Origin of the sequence: Kitasatospora sp. NPDC127035, assembly GCF_042726075.1 — a bacterium.
In the GTDB taxonomy this organism is placed as follows: Bacteria; Actinomycetota; Actinomycetes; order Streptomycetales; family Streptomycetaceae; genus Kitasatospora.
In genome coordinates this window covers 25,383-50,442 of the sequence record NZ_JBHXDN010000051.1, presented here as the reverse complement: position 1 = coordinate 50,442, position 25,060 = coordinate 25,383, and the positions used below count along the sequence as shown (strand labels likewise).

Annotated in this window: 1 protein-coding gene (running past one end of the window); it reads right to left on the bottom strand. The window is 74.2% G+C overall.

Going from position 1 to position 25,060, the window contains the following annotated elements:
- Positions 1 to 25,060, bottom strand: partial view of a type I polyketide synthase gene (locus ACFWIC_RS28895; protein WP_380520366.1) — the 5' portion only. It extends 16,154 nt beyond the left edge of the window; the window shows 25,060 of its 41,214 coding nt (coding positions 1–25,060); it begins with the start codon at positions 25,058 to 25,060; its stop codon lies off the left edge, out of view.

Here is a 25,060-nt window from a genome sequence, read left to right as displayed (position 1 = left end):
CGGTGGTCGCCTCGTCGCGGTCGCGGCGCAGCAGCGGCGCGGTGACGGCGTCGGGCTGCTGGACGAGCGCGGACAGGACCGCGTCCGGGCCGAGCTCGACGTAGGTGGTGACGCCGTCGAGGGCGTCGAGGGCATCGGCGAACCGGACGGGCTTGCGGACCTGGTCGACCCAGTACTCCGGGTCCGACCACTGCCCGAGCCCCACATGGCGTCCCGTCACCGCAGACACCGCCGGGACCGAAGGCTCGGCGAAGGCCAGGGACCGCACCACGGCGCGGAAGTCCTCCAACATCGGCTCCATCAACCGCGAATGGAAGGCGTGACTGGTCCGCAGACGGCTGGACTTCCAACCCCGCCCACCCGCAGCCTCCGCGACGGCCTCGATCTCGGCTTCCAGGCCCGCAACCACCACGGCCCCAGGACCGTTCACCACCGCGACGTCCACGTCCGGGAACGCGGCGAGGACGTCCGCCTCGGAAGCACCCACCGCGAGCATCGCCCCACCGGCCGGAAGGGCCTGCATCAGTCGGCCGCGTGCGGCGACCAGCGTGGCCGCGTCCGTGAGCGACAGCACCCCGGCCACATGAGCGGCAGCGATCTCACCGATCGAATGCCCGACCAGCACGTCCGCACGCACACCCCAGTGCGACAGCAGCGCGTGCAACGCCACCTCGACGGCGAACAACGCCGGCTGCGCGTACCCGGTGCGGTGGATCAACTCCTCGTCCGCGAGCACCTCCGCCAACGGCCGGTCCAAGTGAGCATCCACGTGCAACGCCACCTGGTCGAACGCGTCCGCGAACACCGGGAACGCCTCGTACAACCCCCGGCCCATCGACGCACGCTGCGCACCCTGCCCCGTGAACAGGAACGCCACCCGGCCCGCCCGTGCGGTGCCGGTCAGACCACCCGCACCGGACACCACCGCATCCAGCCCGGCCGTCAGCTCGTCGGTCCCACCCGCGAGCACCACCGCACGATGCGCCAGCACCGGACGCCGCGCCGCAGCCGCCGCCACGGCCGGCACGTCGGTACCAGACACCGTCCTCAGCCGCTCCGCCTGCGCCCGCAGCGCGGCCGGGGTCCGGCCGGACAGCAGCACCGGCACGGTCGGGTACGGCGCCGGTCCGGTCACGGTCTCGTCGGCCGGCGCCTCCTCCAGGATCACGTGCGCGTTGGTGCCGCTGATCCCGAACGAGGACACGCCCGCCCGACGCGGCCGGTCCCCCGAGGTCCACGGACGCGACTCCGTCAGCAGCCGCACCGCACCCGACGCCCAGTCGACGTGCGGGGACGGCCGGTCCGCGTGCAGGGTGGCGGGAAGGGTCTCGTGCCGAAGCGCCAGGACCATCTTGATGATCCCAGCGACACCGGCCGCCGCCTGCGTGTGGCCGATGTTGGACTTGATCGACCCCAGCCAGAGCGGAACGTCTCCGTCCCGGTCCCGGCCGTACGTCGCCAGCAGCGCTTCCGCCTCGATGGGGTCACCCAGCGTCGTGCCGGTGCCGTGCGCCTCGACGGCGTCGACGTCCTGCGGGGAAAGACCCGCCTGCGCCAACGCCGCCCGGATCACCCGCTGCTGCGACGGACCGTTCGGCGCCGTCAGACCGTTCGACGCACCGTCCTGGTTCACCGCCGTGCCCCGCACCACGGCCAGCACCCGACGACCGGCCGCCCGTGCGGACGACAACCGCTCGACCACGAAGACGCCGGCGCCCTCGCCCCAGGCGGTGCCGTCCGCGTCGGAGCCGAACGACTTGCACCGGCCGTCGGCGGCCAGCCCGCGCTGACGGCTGAAGTCCAGGAAGGCCGTCGGGGTCGCCATCACGGTGACACCGCCGACCAGCGCCATCGAGCACTCGCCCGAACGCAGCGCCTGCGCGGCCAGGTGCAGCGCGACCAGCGACGACGAGCACGCCGTGTCCACCGTCACCGCCGGCCCCTCCAGGCCGAACGAGTACGAGACGCGGCCGGACAGCACGCTCGCCGCGTTCCCGGTGCCGATGTGGCCCGCCGAGTCCGCGACGTCCTCGGACCCGTCGTCCAGCAGCGCGACGTAGTCCTGACCGTTGGTTCCGGCGAACACGCCGACCTGCTCGCCGCGGAGCGACAGCGGGTCGACCCCGGCCCGTTCGAACGCCTCCCACGACGTCTCCAGCAGCAACCGCTGCTGCGGGTCCATCGCCAGCGCCTCGCGCGGCGAGATCCCGAACAGCCCCGCGTCGAACTCACCGGCGGCGGACACGAAGCCGCCGTCCCGGGTGTACGTGGTGCCGGGGTGCTCCGGGTCCGGGTGGTAGAGGGCTTCCAGGTCCCAGCCGCGGTCCGTGGGGAACCCGCCCATGGCGTCGGTCCCGGAGGCCAGCAGGTCCCAGAGGTCCTCCGGGGTGTCGGCCCCGCCCGGGAACCGGCAGGCCAGCCCGACGATGACGATCGGATCGTCGGTGACCGGCGCGGCCGGAGCGGCCGGTACCGCCGCCGCAGCCCGTCCGCCGACGAGCCTTTCCAGCAGGAACCCGGCAAGCCGGTCGGCGTCCGGGTAGTCGAAGACCAGTGCCGCCGGGAGGGTGAGTCCGGTCGCGGCGGCCAGCCGGTTCCGCAGTTCCATCGCGGTGAGCGAGTCGAGGCCGAGGTCCTGGAACGAGCGGTCGGGCGCCACCGCACCGCCCGACCCGTGCCCGAGCACCGCGGCAGCCTGGTCCCGCACCTCGGTCAGCAGGGTCCGGCGCGCCTCGGCGGGCGAGAGGTCCGCCAGCCGCAGCGCGAGCGGCAGCCGGCCGGTCACGGTCACCTCGCGGACCGACGCCCTGACCTCCGGCAGGTCGGCCAGCACCGACGCCGGCCGCAGCACGCCGGACTCGGCGGCGAACCGGTCCCACCGCACGTCCGCGACGACCACCGCCGGCTCGCCACCGCCCACTGCGGCGGCCAGCGCGGCCAGCGCGGCCGCGGGGGGCAACAGGGAGAGGCCCGAGCGGCGGAACTGCGCGGAGCCCGCGTGGCCGGCCATCATGCCGGCGTCGGCCCAGGGTCCCCAGGCGATCGAGGTGGCCGGCAGCCCGCGGGCCGCGCGGTGCTCCGCGAGCGCGTCGAGCGCCGCGTTGGCGGCGGCGTAGTTGGCCTGGCCGGGGTTGCCGAGCACGCCGGCGGTCGAGGAGAACAGGACGAACGCCGAGAGCGGGCGGTGCTCCGTCAGTTCGTGCAGCTGCCAGGCCGCACCGGCCTTGCTCGCCAGCACCGCGTCCAGGCGGGCCGGGTCGAGCCCGGCGACCACGCCGTCGTCCAGGGTCCCGGCGGCGTGCACGATCGCCAGGTCGGGCTCGTCGTCGAACTCCCGCACCAGCGCCGCGACCGCGTCGCGGTCGGTGAGGTCGCAGGCACGGGCCTCGACGTTCTCGAACTCCGCCGTCAGCTCGCGGACACCCTCCGCCCCGGTCCCCCGTCGGCCGACGAGCACGACCCGTCGGGCGCCGTGCTCCACCGCCCACCGGGCGACCTGGCGGCCGAGACCACCGGTGCCTCCGGTGACCAGAACCGTCCCACGCGGCTCCCAGCCGCCTCCCGACCGCCGAGGCGCCGGGGTCAGGCGACGGACCAGCAGCCCGCCGCCCCGGACCGAGACCTCGGTCTCGTCACCCAGCCCGCCGGCGAGCACGGCCACCAGACGGCCGCCCGCACGGACGTCCAGGTGCTCCGGCAGGTCGATCAGCCCGCCCCAGCGGTCGGGGTGTTCCAACCCGACGACGCGGCCGAAGCCCCACACCTCCGCTCGGTGCGGGTCGACCGCCGGATCGGCGGACCCGGTCGCGACCGCCCCCCGCGTGAGGAGCCAGAGCGGCGCCGCGATTCCGGCGTCGCCCAGTGCCTGGACGGCGGCGAGCACGCCGGTGAGCGAACCCGCCGGTACCAGCACGCCGACCGGCGGTGCGTCGAGCGTCCGCAGCCGGTCGGCCAGCTCGGCCCGCACCCCGATCTCCAACCGGAGCACGGTCGCGCCGTGACCGGTCAGGACATCGGCGAGGGCGGCGGTCTCCTCGTGGTCCTCACCGAGAAGCAGCCAGGATCCGTCGACCCGGGCCGCGCCGGGATCGGCGACCGGCTTCCAGGTGACGCGGTATCGCCAGCCGTCGATGAGCGACCGTTCCTGGCCGCGCGCCCGCCAGGTCGACAGCGCGGGCAGCACGGTGGCGGCGGCATCGGTATCGACACCCAACTCCGCTGCGAACGACGGGAGATCGCCCCTCTCAACGACGTTCCAGAAGCCCGCCTCCGCAGGTTCCACCGAACGGCCGGGCGCTGCTGCTTGCAGCCAGTACCGCTGGTGCTGGAAGGCGTAGGTCGGCAGCTCGGCCGGTCGGACGCCCGTGAACAGCGGCGACCAGTCGACCGGGACACCGTTGACATGCAGGGTCGCGAGCGCCGTCAGCGCGGTGGTGACTTCGTCACGGTCGCGGCGCAGCAGCGGCGCCGTGACGGCGTCGGGCTGCTGGACGAGCGCCGACAGGACGCCGTCCGGGCCCAGTTCGACGAACCTGGTGACGCCGTCGAGCGCTTCGAGGGCGTCGGCGAAGCGGACGGGCTTGCGGACCTGGTCCACCCAGTACTCCGGGTCCGACCACTGCCCGACACCGACCTGGCGACCAGTCACCGACGACACCGCCGGGACCGAAGGCTCGGCGAAGGCCAGGGACCGCACCACTGCGCGGAAGTCCTCCAACATCGGCTCCATCAACCGCGAATGGAAGGCGTGGCTGGTCCGCAGGCGGCTGGACTTCCAACCACGCTCGCCCGCAGCCTCCGCGACGGCGTCGATCTCGGCTTCCAGGCCCGCAACCACCACGGCCGCAAGGCCGTTCACCACCGCGACGTCCACGTCCGGGAACGCGGCGAGGACGTCCGCCTCGGAAGCACCCACCGCGAGCATCGCCCCACCCGACGGAAGGGCCTGCATCAACCTGCCGCGCGCCGCGACCAGCGTGGCCGCGTCCGGCAGAGACAGCACCCCGGCCACATGCGCGGCAGCAACCTCACCGATCGAATGACCGACCAGCACGTCCGCCCGCACACCCCAGTGCGTGAGGAGCGCGTGCAACGCCACCTCCACCGCGAACAGCGCCGGCTGCGCGTACCCGGTGTGGTGGATCAGCTCCTCGTCCGCCAGCACCTCCGCCAACGGACGGTCCAGATCGGCATCCAGGTGCAACGCCACCTGGTCAAACGCGTCCGCGAACACCGGGAACGCCTCGTACAGGCCCCGGCCCATCGACGCTCGCTGCGCACCCTGACCCGTGAACAGGAACGCCACCCGACCAGAAGCCGCCGTACCGGTCAAGCCACCCGACCCGGAAGCTACCGCGCCCAGCCCGGTCGTCAACCCCTCGGTGTCACCGGCGAGCACCACCGCCCGATAGGCCAGCGCGGCACGCCGGGCTGCCGCTGCGGCGAGCGCGTGGAGATCCCGATCAGCCACAAGTCGCACCTGCTGTGCCTGGGCACGGAGCGCCGCCTCGTCCGCACCGGACAACAGCACCGGCACCAAGGGAAGTTGCACTGCCACGACGGCGGCGGACTCGACGGCCGGGGGCTCCTCCACGATCACGTGCGCGTTCGTACCGCTGACGCCGAACGCCGACACACCCGCCCGACGAGGCCGGTCCCCGGCGCTCCAGGGCCGCGCCTCCGTCAGCAACTCGACGGCGCCCGCCGACCAGTTGACCTCGGTCGACGGCTCGTCCGCGTGCAGGGTGGCGGGCAGGGTCTCGTGCCGCATCGCCAGAACCATCTTGATGATGCCGGCGACACCGGCCGCCGCCTGCGTGTGCCCGATGTTGGACTTCACCGACCCGAGCCAGAGCGGGTCGCCGCCGTCCCGGTCCTGACCGTAGGTGGCCAGGAGGGCCTGGGCCTCGATCGGGTCGCCGAGCGTCGTGCCGGTGCCGTGCGCCTCGACCGCGTCGACGTCCTGCGGGTTCAACCCCGCCTGCGCCAACGCGGCCCGGATCACCCGCTGCTGCGACGGACCGTTCGGCGCCGTCAGACCGTTCGACGCACCGTCCTGATTGACCGCCGTGCCCCGCACCACCGCCAGCACCCGACGACCCGCAGCCCGCGCCGACGACAACCGCTCAACCAGCAGCATGCCGACACCCTCGGACCAACCCGTCCCGTCCGCACCCGCACCGAACGACTTGCACCGGCCGTCCGGCGCCAGACCCCGCTGACGCGAGAACTCCACGAACACATCCGGCGTCGGCATGACCGTCACACCGCCGACCAGCGCCATCGAGCACTCACCCGAACGCAGCGCCTGCGCGGCCAGATGCAGGGCCACCAGCGACGACGAACACGCCGTGTCCACCGTCACCGCCGGGCCTTCGAGCCCGAACGTGTACGAGATCCGCCCCGACATCACCGACGAAGCCGTACCCGTCAGCAGATGGCCTTCCAGGCCCTCCCCGCTCTCCGCCGCCCCGGTGCCGTACCCCATGAACGAGGCGCCGACGAACACGCCCACCGGCTCGCCGCGCAGGCCCAGCGGATCGGCACCCGCCGCCTCCAGCGTCTCCCACGACGTCTCCAGCAACAGGCGCTGCTGCGGATCCATCGCCAACGCCTCGCGCGGCGAGATCCCGAACAGCCCCGCATCGAAGTCCCCCGCCCCGTACAGGAACCCGCCCTCCCGGGCGTAGAACGTCCCCGCATGCTCCGGATCCGGGTGGTACAACCCCTCCAGATCCCACCCACGATCCGTCGGGAACGCCCCGATCCCGTCCCTCCCGGACGCGACCAGATCCCAGAACTCCTCGGGCGTCCCCACACCACCCGGCAACCGCAGACCCATCCCCACGATGACGATCGGGTCGTCGCCGGTGGCGGCCAAGGGCACCGGAGCGGCGGGACCCGCGGCGTCCGCGCCGCCGACCACCTGCTCCAGAACGAACCCGGCGAGCCGCTCGGCGCTCGGGTAGTCGAACGCCAGCGTCGCGGGAAGCACCAGCCCGGTCGCGGCCTGCAACCGATTCCGCAGCTCGACGGCCGTCAGCGAGTCGAAGCCCAGCTCCTTGAACGCCCGCGACGGTTCGACCGCCCCGGTCGAGGCATGACCGAGGGCAGCGGCGACGTGCGTCCGTACGACGTCCGCGACGAGCCGCTGCCGGTCGGCGACCGGCACGCCCGCCAACCGCTGGACGAACGCGGACGACTGGGAGCCACCCAGCGGCTCGGGGACGGCAAGGTCACGGGCGGCCGGGAGATCCGCGAAGAACGGCCGGGCGCGCGTGCTGGTGAAAGCGGGCAGGAAGTCGGCCCACCGGATGTCGGCGACGGTCACCTGGTCCTCGCCGGCCCCGACCGCGCCGGCCAGGGCGGCCAGCGCGAGCGCCGGGTCGACCGGGGTGATGCCGCGACGGCGCAGCCGGTCGGCGACCTCGGCCTCGGCGGCCATGCCGACCTCGGCCCACGGGCCCCAGGCGACGGCGGTGCCCGGCAGTCCTCGGGCACGGCGTCCGGCGACCACGGCGTCCAGCGCCGCGTTCGCCGCCGCGTAGGCGGCCTGGTCGGCGCTGCCCCAGATTCCGGCGATCGAGGAGAAGACCACGAACGCGTCGAGACGCGTACCGACCAGCGCGTCCAGGTGCAACGCCCCGTCGACCTTGCCGGACAGCACACGGTTCAGGTGCCCGGCGTCGGCGTCGGCCAGCCCGGCGTCCTCGGCCACACCTGCGGCGTGCACGACCGCGTCGACCGCACCGACCTGTGCGAGCAGCGCCTCGACGGCGGCCCGGTCCGAGAGATCGCACGCGTACGCCTCGGCACCCGGAAGTTCGGCGAGCAGTGCTTCCGCGCCGGGCGCGGCGGGGCCCCGCCGGCTGACCAGCACGATCCGCTCCGCGCCGTTCGAGGCCGCCCATCGGGCGACCTGGGCGCCGAGCCCGCCGGTGCCTCCGGCGATCAGCACGGTGCCGCGCGGACGCCAGGTGGCTCCGCCGGTCGCCGGGGCCGCCACCAGACGCCGGACCAGAACGCCGCTGCTGCGAACCGCCACCTGATCCTCGGGGCCGAGCGCACCGGCCAGCACCGGACCGAGCCGGGCGACCGCCCTGGCGTCGAGGGTCTCCGGCAGGTCCAGCAGTCCGCCCAGGAGCTCCGGGTGTTCGAGGCCGACCACGCGGCCCAGTCCCCACTTCGCCGCCTGCAAGACGTTCGGCGCGCCGTCCGCCCGGCCGACGGACACCGCGCCCCGGGTCGCCAACCACAGCGGCGCACCGCCCGCGACCTCGGCCGATGCCTGGACGACGGCCAGTGCGCCCGCGAGGGACACGGCCGGGAGCACGAGGATGCCTGCGGGCTCCAGCTCACGCAGACGCGTGGCCAGGTCGGCGCGGTCGCCGAGCGGTACGACCACGGCGTCGGCGCCGAGCGCGGTCAGCGCCTCGGCGAACTCGGACGCTTCGACGCGTACGGACGCCTCGTCACCGACGATCGCCCAGCGGCCACGGGGCGCCGCCTCGGCCAGATCGGTGACGGGCTTCCAGGTGACACGGTGACGCCACCCGTCGATCAGCGAGCGCTCCCGACCGCGGGCCCGCCAGGACGCCAGCGCGGGAACGAGCGGTTCCAGGGTGGTGACCGGGACACCGAGCCTGGAGGCGAGTCCGGCGGTGTCGCCACGGTCGATCGGGTCCCAGAACGCCTCGTCGGCGGCCACGGCCGGCGCTTGGGCGCGGGTCTCCAGCCAGTACCGCTGGTGCTGGAAGGCGTAGGTCGGCAGCTCGGCCGGTCGGACGCCGGTGAAGAAGGGCGACCAGTCGACCGGAACGCCGTTGACGTGCAAGGTCGCCAACGCCGTGAGCACGGTGGTGACTTCGTCACGGTCGCGGCGCAGCAGCGGCGCCGTGACGGCGTCCGGCTGCTGGACAAGCGCGGACAGCACGCCGTCCGGGCCCAGTTCGACGAACCTCGTAACACCGTCGAGGGCCGCGAGGGCATCGGCGAACCGGACCGGCTTGCGGACCTGGTCGACCCAGTACTCCGGGTCCGACCACTGCCCGACACCGACCGGGCGGCCCGTCACCGACGACACCGCCGGGACCGAAGGCTCGGAGAAGGACAACCCACGCACCACGGCGCGGAAGTCCTCCAACATCGGCTCCATCAACCGCGAATGGAAGGCGTGACTGGTCCGCAGACGGCTGAACTTCCAGCCCCGCTCGCCCGCAGCCTCGGCAACGGCGTCGATCTCGGCTTCCAGGCCCGCAACCACCACCGCCCCAGGACCGTTCACCACGGCGACGTCCACGTCCGGGAACGCGGCGAGGACGTCCGCCTCGGAGGCTCCGACGGCGAGCATCGCCCCACCGGCGGGAAGGGCCTGCATCAGTCGGCCCCGGGCCACGACCAACGCCGCCGCATCACCGAGCGACAGCACCCCGGCCACGTGCGCGGCAGCAACCTCACCGATCGAATGACCGACCAGGACATCCGCCCGCACACCCCAGTGCGTGAGGAGCGTGTGCAACGCCACCTCGACCGCGAACAGGGCCGGCTGCGCATACCCCGTCCGGTGGATCAACTCCTCGTCCGCGAGGACCTCAGCCAACGGCCGGTCCAGATGGGCATCCACGTGCAACGCCACCTGGTCGAACGCGTCCGCGAACACCGGGAACGCCTCGTACAACCCCCGGCCCATCGACGCACGCTGCGCACCCTGGCCCGTGAACAGGAACGCCACCCGGCCCGCCCGTGCGGTGCCGATCAGACCACCCGCACCGGACACCACCGCATCCAGCCCGGTCATCAGCTCGTCGGTGTCACCGGCGAGCACCACCGCCCGGTGAGCGAGCGCGGCACGGCGGATCGACGCCGCGCCGAGTGCCACCGGGTGAGCAGCGCCCACCTCGGCGCTGTCGATCAGCTGTTGAGCCTGAGCACGCAGGGACGCCTCGTCCGTACCGGACAACAGCACCGGAGCCAGTGGCAGTTCCACTGCTGCCACGGCGGCGGCCTCGACCGTCGGTGGCTCCTCCACGATCACGTGCGCGTTGGTGCCACTGACGCCGAACGCCGACACACCCGCCCGACGAGGCCGGTCCCCGGGGTTCCAGGGCCGCGACTCCGTCAACAGCGACACCGCGCCGGAAGCCCACTCCACGTGCGGGGAACGCTCGTCGGCGTGGAGCGTCGCGGGCAGGGTCCCGTGCCGCATCGCCAGAACCATCTTGATGATGCCGGCGACACCGGCCGCCGCCTGCGTGTGCCCGATGTTGGACTTCACCGACCCGAGCCACAACGGCTCGCCGTCACGGTCCTGACCGTACGTCGCCAGGAGCGCCTGGGCCTCGATGGGGTCGCCGAGCGTCGTGCCGGTGCCGTGCGCCTCGACCGCGTCGACGTCCTGCGGGTTCAACCCCGCCTGCGCCAACGCGGCCCGGATCACCCGCTGCTGCGACGGACCGTTCGGCGCCGTCAGACCGTTCGACGCACCGTCCTGATTGACCGCCGTACCCCGCACCACCGCCAGCACCCGACGACCCGCAGCCCGCGCCGACGACAACCGCTCGACCAGCAGCATGCCGACACCCTCGGACCAACCCGTCCCGTCCGCGTCCGCGCCGAACGACTTGCACCGGCCGTCGGCAGCCAGCCCCCGCTGACGCGAGAACTCCACGAACACATCCGGGTTCGGCATCACGGTGACGCCGCCGACCAGCGCCATCGAGCACTCACCCGACCGCAGCGCCTGCGCGGCCAGATGCAGGGCCACCAGCGACGACGAACACGCCGTGTCCACCGTCACCGCCGGGCCTTCGAGCCCGAACGTGTACGAGATCCGCCCCGACATCACCGACGAAGCCGTACCCGTCAGGAGGTGCCCCTCCACGCCGTCGGAAGCCTCGACCGGTCCGGAGCCGTATCCCATGAAGGAGGCACCGACGAACACGCCCACCGGCTCGCCGCGCAGGCCCAGCGGATCGGCACCCGCCGCCTCCAGCGTCTCCCACGACGTCTCCAGCAACAGGCGCTGCTGCGGATCCATCGCCAACGCCTCACGCGGCGAGATCCCGAACAGCCCCGCATCGAAGTCCCCCGCCCCGTACAGGAACCCGCCCTCCCGGGCGTAGAACGTCCCCGCATGCTCCGGATCCGGGTGGTACAACCCCTCCAGATCCCACCCACGATCCGTCGGGAACGCCCCGATCCCGTCCCTCCCGGACGCGACCAGATCCCAGAACTCCTCCGGCGTCCCCACACCACCCGGCAACCGCAGACCCATCCCCACGATCACCACCGGGTCGTCGCCGGCAGGCGCGACGGCTGCCGCGACGGTCGCGTCCGACACGAAGGTGCCCGGAGCGAAACGTCCCAGCACGAAGGCGGCGAGCCGCTCGGCGTCCGGGTAGTCGAAGACCAGCGTCGCGGGAAGCACCAGCCCGGTCGCGGCCTGCAACCGGTTCCGCAGCTCGACGGCCGTCAGCGAGTCGAAGCCCAGCTCCTTGAACGCCCGCGACGCCTCGACCGCCCCGGCCGACGCATGGCCGAGCACCACGGCCACCTCGGCCCGCACCAGGTCCAGCACCGCCCGGTGCCGCTCCACCGCCGACAGGCCGGCGAGCCGTGCGGCCAGACCGGTCTCCTCCGGCACGGGACCTCCCGTCATGGCGGGGGCCAGCCTGGCGAACAGCGGCCGCTCGCGAACGGCAGTGAACAGCGGCAGGAAGTCCGCCCAGCGGACGTCCGCGACGGTGACGGCCGCCTCGCCCGAGCCGACGGCCGATGCCAGCGCGGCCAGCGCCCGAGCGGGATCCATCGGGCTCAGACCCCGGCGGCGCAGCTGCGTGGCCGTCTCGTCGTCGGCCGCCATGCCGACCCGGGCCCACGGACCCCAGGCGACGGCGGTACCCGGCAGGCCCTGCGCGCGACGCCGCGCCACCAGCGCGTCCAGCGCCGCGTTCGCCGCCCCGTACGCCGCCTGCTCCCCGCTGCCCCAGACACCCGAGATCGACGAGAACACCACGAACGCGTCGAGATCCGCACCGACCAACGCGTCCAGGTGCAACGCCCCGTCGACCTTGCCCCGGATCACCCGGTCCAGATGCGCCTCGTCCGCGTCCACGAGTGGCACGTCCTCGGCCACACCGGCCGCGTGCACGACCGCGTCGACCCGACCGACCACGGCCAGCAACGCCTCCACCGCGGACCGATCCGCCAGATCACACGCATGGATCTCCGCCATCGGCAGCTCCGCCAACAACTCCGCCGCCCCCGGAGCCTGAGATCCACGCCGCGAGAGCAACACCAACCGCTCCGCACCGTTCGCCGCCGCCCACCGCGCCACCTCGACGCCCAGACCACCCGTCCCACCGGCGACCAGCACCGTGCCCCGAGGCTTCCAGACCGACCCGGAACCCACCGGCGCGTGAACGAGACGACGAACGAGCACGCCACCACCGCGCACCGCGACCTGGTCCTCCGCGCCCAACGCGCCACCCAGGACAGCAGCAACACGACCCGCCGCCCGGCGGTCCAACTCGACCGGCAGATCGAGCAGACCGCCCCACATCCCGGGGTGCTCCAACCCCACCGCCCGGCCGAAGCCCCACAGCTGCGCCTGGTCGATCTCTCCAACGCCGTCCGCCGGTCCGGTGACCAACGCGTTCCGGGTCACGAACCACAGCGGCGTGCTGCACCCGGTGTCCACCAGCGTCCGGACCAGGTCGAGCGCATCGGCCAGGGACGTCGGCGACGCGACGAGACCCGTGACGTCCAGACCCGCCAGCTGCTCCCGGCCGGTCACCTGCACCACTGAAGCGCCCAGTGCCGCCAGCACCTCGGCAAGGCCGTGGACGTCCTCGCCGACCACCGCCCACACACCGTCGAGCCGGGCTTCGGCGGACACGGTCGCCGGCTCCCAGTCGACCCGGTACCGCCAGCCGTCGACCAACGACCGTTCCCGGCCCTGCGCCCGCCAGGTGGCCAGCGCCGGAACGAGGCTCTCAAGTGCCGTCGCCGTGACGCCCAGCTGGTCGGCCAAGGTCCGCAGGTCACCGCGCTCGACGGTGGCCCAGAAGTCGGCGTCCTCACGGTCCGGCCCGGAGGTCCGGCCGACGGGCGCCTCGTCGGGCCAGTACCGCCGGCGCTGGAAGGCGTAGGTCGGCAGCTCGGCCGGTCGGACGCCGGTGAAGAAGGGCGCCCAGTCGACCGGAACGCCGTTGACGTGCAAGGTCGCCAACGCCGTGAGCACGGTGGTGACTTCGTCACGGTCGCGGCGCAGCAGCGGCGCCGTGACGGCGTCGGGCTGCTGGACGAGCGCGGACAGCACGCCGTCCGGGCCGAGTTCGACGAACCTCGTAACACCGTCGAGGGCCGCGAGGGCGTCGGCGAAGCGGACGGGCTTGCGGACCTGGTCGACCCAGTACTCCGGGTCCGACCACTGCCCGAGCCCGACCTGACGACCCGTCACCGACGACACCGCCGGGACCGAAGGCTCGGCAAAGGACAACCCACGCACCACGGCGCCGAAGTCCTCCAACATCGGCTCCATCAACCGCGAATGGAACGCGTGACTGGTCCGCAGACGGCTGGACTTCCAACCCCGCCCGCCCGCAGCCTCCGCAACGGCGTCGATCTCTGCTTCCAGCCCCGCGACCACCACGGCCCCAGGACCGTTCACCACCGCGACGTCCACGTCCGGGAACGCCTCCAGCACCTCCGCCTCGGAAGCACCCACCGCGAGCATCGCCCCACCCGCCGGAAGGGCCTGCATCAACCTGCCGCGCGCCGCGACCAGCGTGGCCGCATCACCGAGCGACAGCACCCCGGCCACGTGCGCGGCGGCAACCTCACCGATCGAGTGCCCCACCAGCACGTCCGCCCGCACACCCCAGTGCGACAGCAGCGCGTGCAACGCCACCTCGACCGCGAACAGCGCCGGCTGCGCGTACCCGGTGCGGTGGATCAACTCCTCGTCCGCCAGCACCTCCGCCAACGGCCGGTCCAAGTGAGCATCCAAGTGCAACGCCACCTGGTCGAACGCGTCCGCGAACACCGGGAACGCCTCGTACAACCCCCGGCCCATCGACGCACGCTGCGCACCCTGACCCGTGAACAGGAACGCCACCCGACCAGAACCCGCAACACCCGTCAGACCACCCGCCCCGGAAGCTACCGCGCCCAGCCCGGTCGTCAACCCCTCGGTGTCACCGGCGAGCACCACCGCGCGATGCGCCAGCGCAGCACGCCGGATCGAGGCCGCGCCGAGCGCCACCGCCGGGTCCCCGCCTTCTCCGGCGGAGGCCAACATGCGCGCGGCCTGAGCCCGCAGAGCTTCGGAGGTGTGACCTGAGAGCACCAGCGGCACGATCGGCAACCGCGTCGGCACCGGCGCGGACACGGGCTCGGTCGCCGGGGGCTCCTCCAGGATCACGTGCGCGTTCGTGCCGCTCATGCCGAACGACGAGATGCCGGCCCGGCGCGGGCGGTCCCCGGGGTTCCACGGCCGGGACTCCGTCAGCAGCTCGACGGCGCCGGACGCCCAGTCCACGTGCGGGGACGGCTCGTCGGCGTTCAGCGTCGCGGGCAGCACACCGTGCCGCATCGCGAGAATCATCTTGATGATGCCCGCGACACCGGCCGCGGCCTGCGTGTGCCCGATGTTGGACTTCACCGACCCCAGCCACAACGGCTCGCCGCCGTCACGGTCCTGGCCGTACGTCGCCAGGAGCGCCTGGGCCTCGATCGGGTCGCCCAGGGCGGTACCGGTGCCGTGCGCCTCCACCGCGTCCACATCGGACGCCGACAGGCCCGCCTGCGCCAACGCGGCCCGGATCACCCGCTGCTGCGACGGACCGTTCGGCGCCGTCAGACCGTTCGACGCACCGTCCTGGTTCACCGCCGTGCCCCGCACCACCGCCAGCACCCGACGACCCGCAGCCCGCGCCGACGACAACCGCTCGACGAGCAGCATGCCGACACCCTCGGACCAGCCCGTCCCGTCGGCACCCGCGCCGAACGGCTTGCACCGGCCGTCGGGCGCGAGGCCCCGCTGGCGCGAGAACTGAACGAAGGTCTCCGGGCCCGACATCACGGCCACACCGCCGGCCAGCGCCATCGAGCACTCACCCGAACGCAGCGCCTGTGCGGCCAGGTGCAACGCCACCAGCGACGACGAGCACGCCGTGTCGATGGTCACCGCCGGGCCTTCGAGCCCGAACGTGTAGGAGAGCCGCCCGGAGACGACGCTGCCGGCCGTTCCGGTCAGGAGGTGGCCTTCCAGCTCGTCCGGGAGCCCCGCCGCCAGGTCTGCGTAGTCGATGCTGTTGGCACCGGCGAACACGCCGACCTGCTCGCCGCGGAGCGACGACGGATCGATCCCGGCCCGCTCGAACGCCTCCCACGCGGTTTCCAGCAGAAGCCGCTGCTGCGGATCCATCGCCAGCGCCTCACGCGGCGAGATCCCGAACAGGTCGGCGTCGAACTCCGGTGCCTCGTAGAGGAATCCGCCCTCGCGGGTGTACGTGGTGCCGGCGTGGTCCGGGTCGGGGTGGTACAGCCCGTCCAGGTCCCAGCCACGGTCGGTCGGGAACGCCCCGATCCCGTCCCGACCGGAGGCGACCAGCTCCCAGAACGCTTCCGGGGTGTCCGCCCCGCCGGGGAGCCGCAGGCCCATGCCCACGATGACGATCGGATCGTCGTCGCCTGCGGCCACCGTGCCCACCGGCGCCAGCACCGCGTCCACCGAGCCGCTCAGCTCGCCCAGCAGGTGGGCCGCGAGCCGCTCGACGCTCGGGTAGTCGAACACCAGCGTCGCCGCGAGCACCAGTCCGGTCGCTCCCTGGAGGCGGTTCCGGAGCTCCACCGCCGTCAGCGAGTCGAAGCCGAGCTCCTTGAACGCCCGCCCCGGTTCCAGTCCCTCGGCCGAGGTGTGACCCAGCACGGCGGCGACGTGCGACCGCACGACCTCGCCGACCAGGCGCTCCCGCTCCCCTGCGGCGAGGCCCGCCAGCCGCTGCGCCAACGTGGAGAACACCGTGCCGCCGACGGCCGGCGCCGCCTCCACCTCGGGCAGACCGTCGAACAGCGGACGGGCCCGCGTCGCCGCGAACACCGGGACGAACGCGTCCCACCGGACCTCGGCGATGGTCAGTGCGGCCTCGTCGCCGTTCACCGCGCCGGCCAGTGCGGCCACCGCCAGTCGCGGGTCGAGCGGCACGAGGCCGCGGCGCCGGAGCTGGGTCGCGACCTCGTCGTCCGCGGCCATGCCGATCTCGGCCCACGGCCCCCAGGCCACGGCCGTTCCCGGGAGCCCGTGCGCGCGCCGCCTGGCGATCAGGCCGTCCAGGGCCGCGTTCGCCGCCCCGTACGCGGCCTGGTCACCGCTGCCCCAGACACCGGAGATCGACGAGAACACCACGAACGCGTCGAGACGCGTACCGACCAGCGCGTCCAGGTGCAACGCACCGTCGACCTTGCCGGACAGCACGGCGCGGAAGTGCGCCTCGTCGGCGTCGCGCAGCGGCACGTCGGCAGCGACGCCCGCCGCGTGCACCACCGCGTCGACGTCGCCGACGACGGCCAGCAGGGCCTCGACCTCGGCCCCGTCGGCCAGATCGCAGGCGTGCACCTCGGCGTTCGGCAGCTCGGCCAGCAGCTCCGCCGCACCGGGCGCCCGCGCTCCGCGCCGCGACACCAGCACCAGCCGCTCGGCGCCGTTCGCCGCGGCCCAGCGCGCGACCTCCGCGCCCAGGCCGCCCGTGCCACCGGTGATCAGCACCGTCCCGCGCGGACGCCAGGCGGAGGCCGCCGTGCTCGCCGGGGCGTGCTCCAGCCTCCGGACGACCACCCCGCCGCCGCGCACCGCGACCTGGTCCTCGACGCCGAGCGCTCCGGCCAGCACCGCACCGACCCGCGCGGCCGCACGGGCGTCGACGACCGGCGGCAGGTCGAGCAGCCCGCCCCAGAACTCCGGGTGCTCCAGGCCGACCACCCGGCCGAAGCCCCACAACGCGGCCTGGTCGACGTCGACCGGGCTGTCCGCCCGGCCGGTCGTCACGGCGGCCCGCGTCACCAGCCACAGCGGGCTCTCGTTCCGCACGTCCGTCAGGGCCTGAACCAGCGCCGACGCGTCGCCGAGCGAGGTCGTCGAGGCCACGACGCCGGAGATGTCGAGCCCTTCGAACCGGGCGGCCAGTTCGGCGCGGGTCCCTGCGGGCACCCGGACCACCGAGGCGCCGAGCCCGCTCAGCACCTCACCGAGCCCGTGGACGTCGTCCCCGACCACGGCCCACCGTCCGGCCGGTTCTGCGGCCGGCAGGTCGGCGGGCTTCCAGGTGACCCGGTAGCGCAGGCCGTCGATCAGTGACCGCTCCTGGCCCCGTGCCCGCCAGGACGCGAGCGCGGGCAGCACGTTCTCCAGCGACGCGGTCGGGACGCCGAGCTGCGCGGACAGGCCGGACAGATCGCCCTGCTCCACCGTGGCCCAGAACCCGGCCTCGACGGGGTCGGCGGCCACCGCCTTCGCGGGCCGGCTCTCCAGCCAGTACCGCTGGTGCTGGAAGGCGTAGGTCGGCAGCTCGACCGGTCGGACGCCCGTGAACAACGGCGACCAGTCGACCGGGACACCGTTGACGTGCAAGGTCGCCAACGCCGTGAGTACGGTGGTGACTTCGTCGCGGTCGCGGCGCAGCAGCGGCGCGGTGACGGCGTCGGGCTGCTGGACGAGCGCCGACAGGACGCCGTCCGGGCCGAGTTCGACGAACCTGGTGACGCCGTCGAGGGCCGCGAGGGCGTCGGCGAAGCGGACCGGCTTGCGGACCTGGTCGACCCAGTACTCCGGGTCCGACCACTGTCCGACACCGACCGGGCGGCCGGTCACCGACGAAACTGCCGGGACCGAAGGCTCGGCGAAGGACAACCCACGCACCACGGCGCGGAAGTCCTCCAACATCGGCTCCATCAGCCGGGAGTGGAACGCGTGACTGGTCCGCAGACGGCTGGACTTCCAGCCCCGCTCGCCCGCAGCCTCCGCAACGGCGTCGATCTCGGCTTCCAGACCCGCGACCACCACCGCCCCAGGACCGTTCACCACCGCGACGTCCACATCCGGGAACGCCGCCAGCACCTCCGCCTCGGAAACACCCACCGCGAGCATCGCCCCACCCGACGGAAGGGCCTGCATCAACCTGCCGCGCGCGGCGACCAGCGTGGCCGCGTCCGACAGGGACAGCACCCCCGCCACATGAGCGGCGGCAACCTCACCGATCGAATGACCGACCAGGACATCCGGCCGCACACCCCAGTGCGACAGCAGCGCATGCAACGCCACCTCGACCGCGAACAGCGCCGGCTGCGCATACCCCGTCCGGTGGATCAGCTCCTCGTCCGCCAGCACCTCCGCCAACGGCCGGTCCAGATCGGCATCCACGTGCAACGCCACCTGGTCGAACGCGTCCGCGAACACCGGGAACGCCTCGTACAACCCCCGGCCCATCGACGCACGCTGCGCACCCTGCCCCGTGAACAGGAACGCCACCCGCCCAGAACCCGCAACACCCGTCAGACCACCCGACCCGGAAGCTACCGCGTCCAGGCCACCGATCAACTCACCGGTCCCACCGGCGAGGACCACCGCCCGGTGAGCCAATGCCCCACGGGAGAGCGACGCGAGGCCGATTCCGGGCAGGTCCTCGCCCGCCACCGCCCCCAGCCGCTCGGCCTGGGCCCGCAGCGCGTCCGGGGTCCGGCCGGACAACAGCACCGGCACCAAAGGCAGTTCCGCCGCCGTCACGGCAGCGGGCTCGACCGCCGGGGGCTCCTCCACGATCACGTGCGCGTTCGTCCCGCTCACACCGAACGCCGACACACCCGCCCGACGAGGCCGGTCCCCGGCGCTCCACGGACGCGGCTCCGTCAACAGCGACACCGCGCCGGACGCCCACTCCACGTGCGGGGACGGCTCGTCGGCGTTCAGCGTCGCGGGCAGCACACCGTGCCGCATCGCGAGAATCATCTTGATGATGCCCGCGACACCGGCCGCGGCCTGCGTGTGCCCGATGTTGGACTTCACCGACCCCAGCCACAACGGCTCGCCGCCGTCCCGGTCCTGCCCGTACGTCGCCAGGAGGGCCTGGGCCTCGATCGGGTCACCCAGCGCCGTACCCGTGCCGTGTGCCTCCACCGCGTCGACGTCCTGCGGGGAAAGACCCGCCTGGGCCAACGCGGCCCGGATCACCCGCTGCTGCGACGGACCGTTCGGCGCCGTCAGACCGTTCGACGCACCGTCCTGGTTGACCGCCGTACCCCGCACCACCGCCAGCACCCGACGACCCGCAGCCCGCGCCGACGACAGCCGCTCCACGAGCAGCATGCCGACGCCCTCGCCCCAGGCGGTGCCGTCGGCGCCTGCGCCGAACGGCTTGCACCGGCCGTCAGGGGCGAGTCCCCGCTGACGGGAGAAGTCGATGAACGCGTCCGGCGTGGACATCACCGTCACACCACCGGCCAGGGCCATCGAGCATTCGCCCGACCGCAGCGCCTGCACCGCCAGGTGGAGGGCCACCAGCGACGAGGAGCAGGCCGTGTCCACCGTCACCGCCGGGCCTTCGAGCCCGAACGTGTAGGAGAGCCGCCCGGAGACGACGCTGCCGGCCGTTCCGGTGCCGAGGTACCCCTCCAGGTCGGTGGGGACGTCGTGCCGCTGGCTGGCGTAGTCCTGGCCGTTGGAGCCGGCGAACACGCCGATCTGGGCACCGCGCAGAGCCGTCGGGTCGAAGCCGCCGCTCTCCAGCGCTTCCCACGTGGTCTCCAGCAGCAACCGCTGCTGCGGGTCCGTCGCGAGCGCCTCGCGCGGCGAGATCCCGAACAGGTCGGCGTCGAACTCGCCCGCGCCGTAGAGGAATCCGCCCTCCCGGGCGTAGGAGGTGCCCGCGCGGTCCGGGTCGGGGTGGTACAGGCCGTCCAGGTCCCAGCCGCGGTCGGTCGGGAAGCCGCCGATCGCCTCGGCGCCGGAGGCCACGAGGTTCCAGAACGCCTCGGGGGTGTCCGCGCCGCCCGGGAACCGGCAGGCCATCCCCACCACGACGATCGGGTCGTCGTCGGCCGCGGCCGTCCGCGGGACGCCGACGGCGTCGACCGCGTCGACGGAGCCGCCGAGTTCTTCGAGGAGGTGGGTGGCCAGCCGCTCGACGCTGGGGTGGTCGAAGACCAGGGTCGCCGGCAGCGCCAGGCCGGTCGCGGCCTGCAGCCGGTTGCGCAGCTCGACGGCGGTGAGCGAGTCGAAGCCCAGCTCCTTGAACGCGCGGTCGAGCGCCACCGCCTCGTCGGACGTGTGGCCCAGGACCACGGCGACGTGCGTGCGCACCAGGTCCGCGACGAACCGCGCCCGTTCCCCTGCGGCGAGGCCCGCGAGGCGCTGACCCAGGGTGGAGAACACGGTGCCGCCGACGGTCGGCGCCGCGACCTCGGGCAGAGCGTCGAACAGCGGGCGCGGGCGGGCCGAGGCGAACAGCGGGACGAACTCGGCCCAGCGGACGTCGGCGACGGTGACGGCGCCGTCCCCGCCGCCTACCGCGGCGGCCAGGGCGGTGATCGCCTGGGCGGGCGCCAGCGGGAGGAGGCCCTGGCGGCGCAGCAGCTCGGTCTCGCCCTGGTCGGCGGCCATGCCGATCCGCGCCCAGGGGCCCCAGGCGATCGCGGTGCCCGGCAGTCCGTGGGCGCGGCGGCGGGTGACGAGGGCGTCCAGGGCGGCGTTGGCCGCCGCGTACGCGGACTGGCCGCCGCTGCCCCAGACTCCGGAGATGGAGGAGAAGACCACGAACGCGTCGAGACGCGTACCGACCAGCGCGTCCAGGTGCAACGCCCCGTCGACCTTGCCGGACAGCACGCGGTCCAGGTGGGCGTCGTCGGCCTCGACCAGCGTCGCGTCCTCGCCGACGCCTGCCGCGTGCACGACGGAGTCGATCGGGCCGACCGCCGTCAGCAGGGCTTCGACCGCGGACCGGTCGGCCAGGTCGCAGGCGTGGATCTCCGCGGTCGGCAGCTCGGCCAGCAGCTCCGCCGCGCCGGGCGCCCGCGCTCCGCGCCGTGACACCAGCACCAGCCGTTCGGCGCCGTCGGCCGCCCACCGGGCGACCTCGGCCCCGAGGCCGCTCGTGCCGCCGGTGATCAGCACCGTGCCGCGCGGGCGCCAGGCGGGGGCCGCCGTGCTCGCCGGCGCGTGTTCCAGCCGGCGTACCAGCACGCCGCCGGTGCGCACCGCGATCTGGTCCTCCGTGCCCAGCGCGCCGCCGAGGACGGCGGCGATCCGGGCCGCCGCACGGGAGTCGACGGCCTCGGGCAGGTCCAGCAGGCCGCCCCAGAACTCGGGGTGCTCCAGGCCGACGACGCGGCCGAAGCCCCACAGCGCGGCCTGGTCGACGTCCACGGCGCTGTCCGAGCGGCCGGTCGAGACGGCGCCGCGCGTCACCAGCCACAGCGGGGCGCGGCAGCCGGTGTCGGCCAGCGCCCGGACGTGTCGCAGTGCTTCGCCCACGGAGGACGGGGAGGCCACCACGCCGGTGAGGTCGAGGTCCGCCGCGGCCGCCGCGTCGGTCAGCGGCACGACGGTCGCCCCGAGCTCCGCGAGCAGCGCGCCGAGGCCGTGGGCGTCGTCGCCCACGAGTGCCCAGGTGCCGGTGAGGCCGGCCCTCCCGGCCTCGGTCGCCGCCACCGCCGTCGCGGTCGCGGTCGCCGCTGCGCCCACGGCCGGGGTGCCCGCCTCGGCCGCCGGCTGCCACGTGACGCGGTACCGCCAGCCGTCGACGAGCGAGCGTTCGCGGCTGCGGGTCCGCCAGGAGGCGAGCGCCGGCAGGACCTCGGCCACGGCCGCGGTGTCGACGCCGAGCTCCGCGGCGAGCGCGGGGAGGTCGGCGCGGTCGACCGCGGCCCAGAAGCCGGCGTCGCCCGGGTCGGTCGGGTCGGTCGGACCGGAGCGCGCCGGAGCGCTCTCCAGCCAGAAGCGCTGTCGCTGGAACGCGTAGGTCGGCAGGTCCACCACCCGGGCGTGCGGGAAGAGGGCGGGCCAGTCCACCGCCGTGCCGTTGGCGTGCAGTGCGGCCAGGGCCGCGGCCGCGGTGGCGGCTTCGTCCCGGTCGCGCCGCAGCAGCGGGACGCAGAGCGTCTCCGGGGCGGCCTGCTGTGCGAGCGCGGTGAGGACGGCGTCCGGCCCGAGCTCCACGTGCACCGTGACACCGTCCAGCGCGGCCAGCGCGTCGGCGAAGCGGACCGGCTCGCGGACCTGCTCGACCCAGTACGCGGGGTCGCTCCACTGGCCCGGCTCGACGGGCCGTCCGGTCACGGTGGAGACGACCGGCAGCTTCGGCTCGTGGAACGTCAGGAAGCGCAGGACACGGCGGAACTCGGCGAGCATCGGTTCCATCAGCCGCGAGTGGAACGCGTGGCCGGTCCGCAGCCGGGTGGTCCTCCAGCCCCGCTCGGCCGCCACCGCCTCGGCCCGGTCGATGTCGCCCGCGGCTCCCGAGAGCACGACGGCAGTCGGTCCGTTGACCGCCGCGACGTCGATCTCCGGGAACGCCGCGCGCACGTCGGTCTCGGTCGCGCGGACGGCCAGCATCGCGCCGCCGGGCGGCAGTTCCTGCATCAGCCGGCCGCGTGCGCCGACCAGGGCGGCGGCGTCGGCGATCGACAGCACTCCGGCGGCGTGGGCGGCCGCGATCTCGCCGATCGAGTGGCCGACCAGGACGTCCGGGGTGACACCCCAGTGCCGGAGCAGCGCGAACAGGGCCACCTCGACGGCGAAAATCGCCGGCTGGGCGTACTCGGTCCGGCCGAGCAGGTCGCCGTCCGTGAGCGCGTCGGCCAGCGGCCGGTCGAGTTGCAGGTCGAGGTACCAGGCTGCCTCGTCGAAGGCTGCGGCGAACACCGGTTCGGTGGCGTACAGTTCACGGCCCATCGCCGTCCGCTGCGAGCCCTGGCCGGTGAACAGGAAGGCGGTCCGGCCCGGGCCCGCGGCGGTCCCGGTGACCACCCGGGCGGACGGGTTCCCGGCGACGAGCGCGGCGAGGCCCTCGGCCAGCTGCTCGCGGTCCGTGCCGAGGACGACGGCGCGGTGGGCGAAGTGGGTGCGCGTGGTGGCCAGGGACAGGCCCAGGTCGGCGAGGCCGGCGTCCGGCCCGTCCAGCCGCGACAGCAGCTGTGCCGCCTGCCCGGCGAGCGCCTCCGGGGTCCGTCCCGAGACCGGCAGCGCGAACGTCCGGGCCGCCGTGGTGTCCCGGTCCGTGGTGTCCCGGGCCGCGGTGTCCCGGGCCGCGGTGTCCCGGGCCGGTGCGCCCTGTGCGGGGGCCGAGCCGGGCGCCGGGGCCACCGCAGGCGCGGGGTCCTGCGCCGGCGGTGCTTCGAGGATCAGGTGGGCGTTGGTGCCGCTCATGCCGAACGAGGAGACCGCCGCCCGCCGGGGCCGGTCGGTCTCGGGCCACCCCTGGGCCTCGGTGAGCAGCCGCACGGCGCCCGTGGTCCAGTCCACGTGCGGCGTCGGCTCGTCCACGTGCAGGGTCTTCGGGAGCAGGTCGTGGCGGAGGGCCTGCACCATCTTGATGACGCCGCCCACCCCGGCCGCGGCCTGGGCGTGCCCGATGTTCGACTTCAGGGAGCCGAGCCAGAGCGGTGCGGCCCCGTCCCGGTCGCGGCCGTAGGTGGCCAGCAGCGCCTGGGCCTCGATCGGGTCGCCGAGCGTGGTACCGGTGCCGTGCGCCTCGACGGCGTCGACGTCGGTCGGCTCCAGCCGCGCGTTGGCCAGGGCCTGCCGGATCACCCGCTGCTGGGACGGGCCGTTCGGCGCGGTGAGTCCGTTGGACGCGCCGTCCTGGTTGACGGCGGAGCCCCGGATCACGGCGAGCACCCGCCTGCCGGCGGCCTGCGCGGAGGAGAGCCGCTCGACCAGCAGCATGCCGACACCCTCGGCCCAGGCGGTCCCGTCGGCCGCGGCCGCGAACGGCTTGCACCGGCCGTCGGCGGCGAGCCCGCGCTGCCGGGAGAACGCCACGAACGACGCCGGGCTCGCCATCACGGCGACGCCGCCGGCGAGCGCCATGGTGCACTCGCCCTGGCGCAGCGCCTGCGCGGCCAGGTGGAGTGCGACCAGCGAGGACGAGCAGGCCGTGTCGACGGTGAGCGCCGGGCCCTGGAGGCCGAGGGTGTAGGAGACGCGGCCGGACGCGACGCTCGCCGCGTTGCCGGTGACCAGGTAGCCCTCCAGGGCGTCGGTGGCGTCCTGGAGCCGCGGCCCGTACTCCTGCGCCTCGGCGCCGACGAAGACGCCGACGCGCTGTTCGCGCAGCGTCTCCGGCGGGATGCCGGCGCCCTCCAGCGCCTCCCACGAGGTCTCCAGGACGAGGCGCTGCTGGGCGTCCATGGCGAGCGCTTCGCGCGGGTTGATCCCGAAGAAGTCGGCGTCGAACCCGGCCGCCTCGTAGAGGAATCCGCCCTGGCGGGTGTAGCTGGTGCCCGGCTCGTCGGGGTCGGCGGAGTAGAGCGCGTCGAGGTCCCATCCGCGGTCGGTCGGGAACTCCCCGATCGCGTCGGTCCCCGACTCCACGAGGTGCCAGAGGTCGTCGGCCGAGCCGACCCCGCCGGGGAAGCGGCAGGCCATGCCGACGATCGCGATCGGCTCGTCGGCGTGTCCTTCGGCGGTGTCGCCGTCGGCCCGTTCCGGGGCGAGGCCGAGCAGTTCGGCGTAGAGGTGGCGGGCGAGCGCGGCGGGCGTCGGGTAGTCGAACGCCAGCGTCACGGGGAGCGCGAGTCCGGTCGCGGCGGTCAGCCGGCTGTGCAGCTCCACCGCGGTCAGCGAGTCGAAGCCGGTCTCGAAGAAGGTGCCGTGGGCGGCGACCGGCTCGTCGGCCGGGCGGCGCAGCGCGGCGGCGGCGAGCTCGGTCACCAGGCCGGTGAGCACCTGCTGCGCCTCGGGCGCCGGCAGGGCGGCCAGGCGCGACCGCAGCTCCGGCCCCGCCCCGGTGCCCGTTCCGGCACTGCCGCTCGGCACGGATGCTCCGAAGTCCCCGGACGAACTCATCAT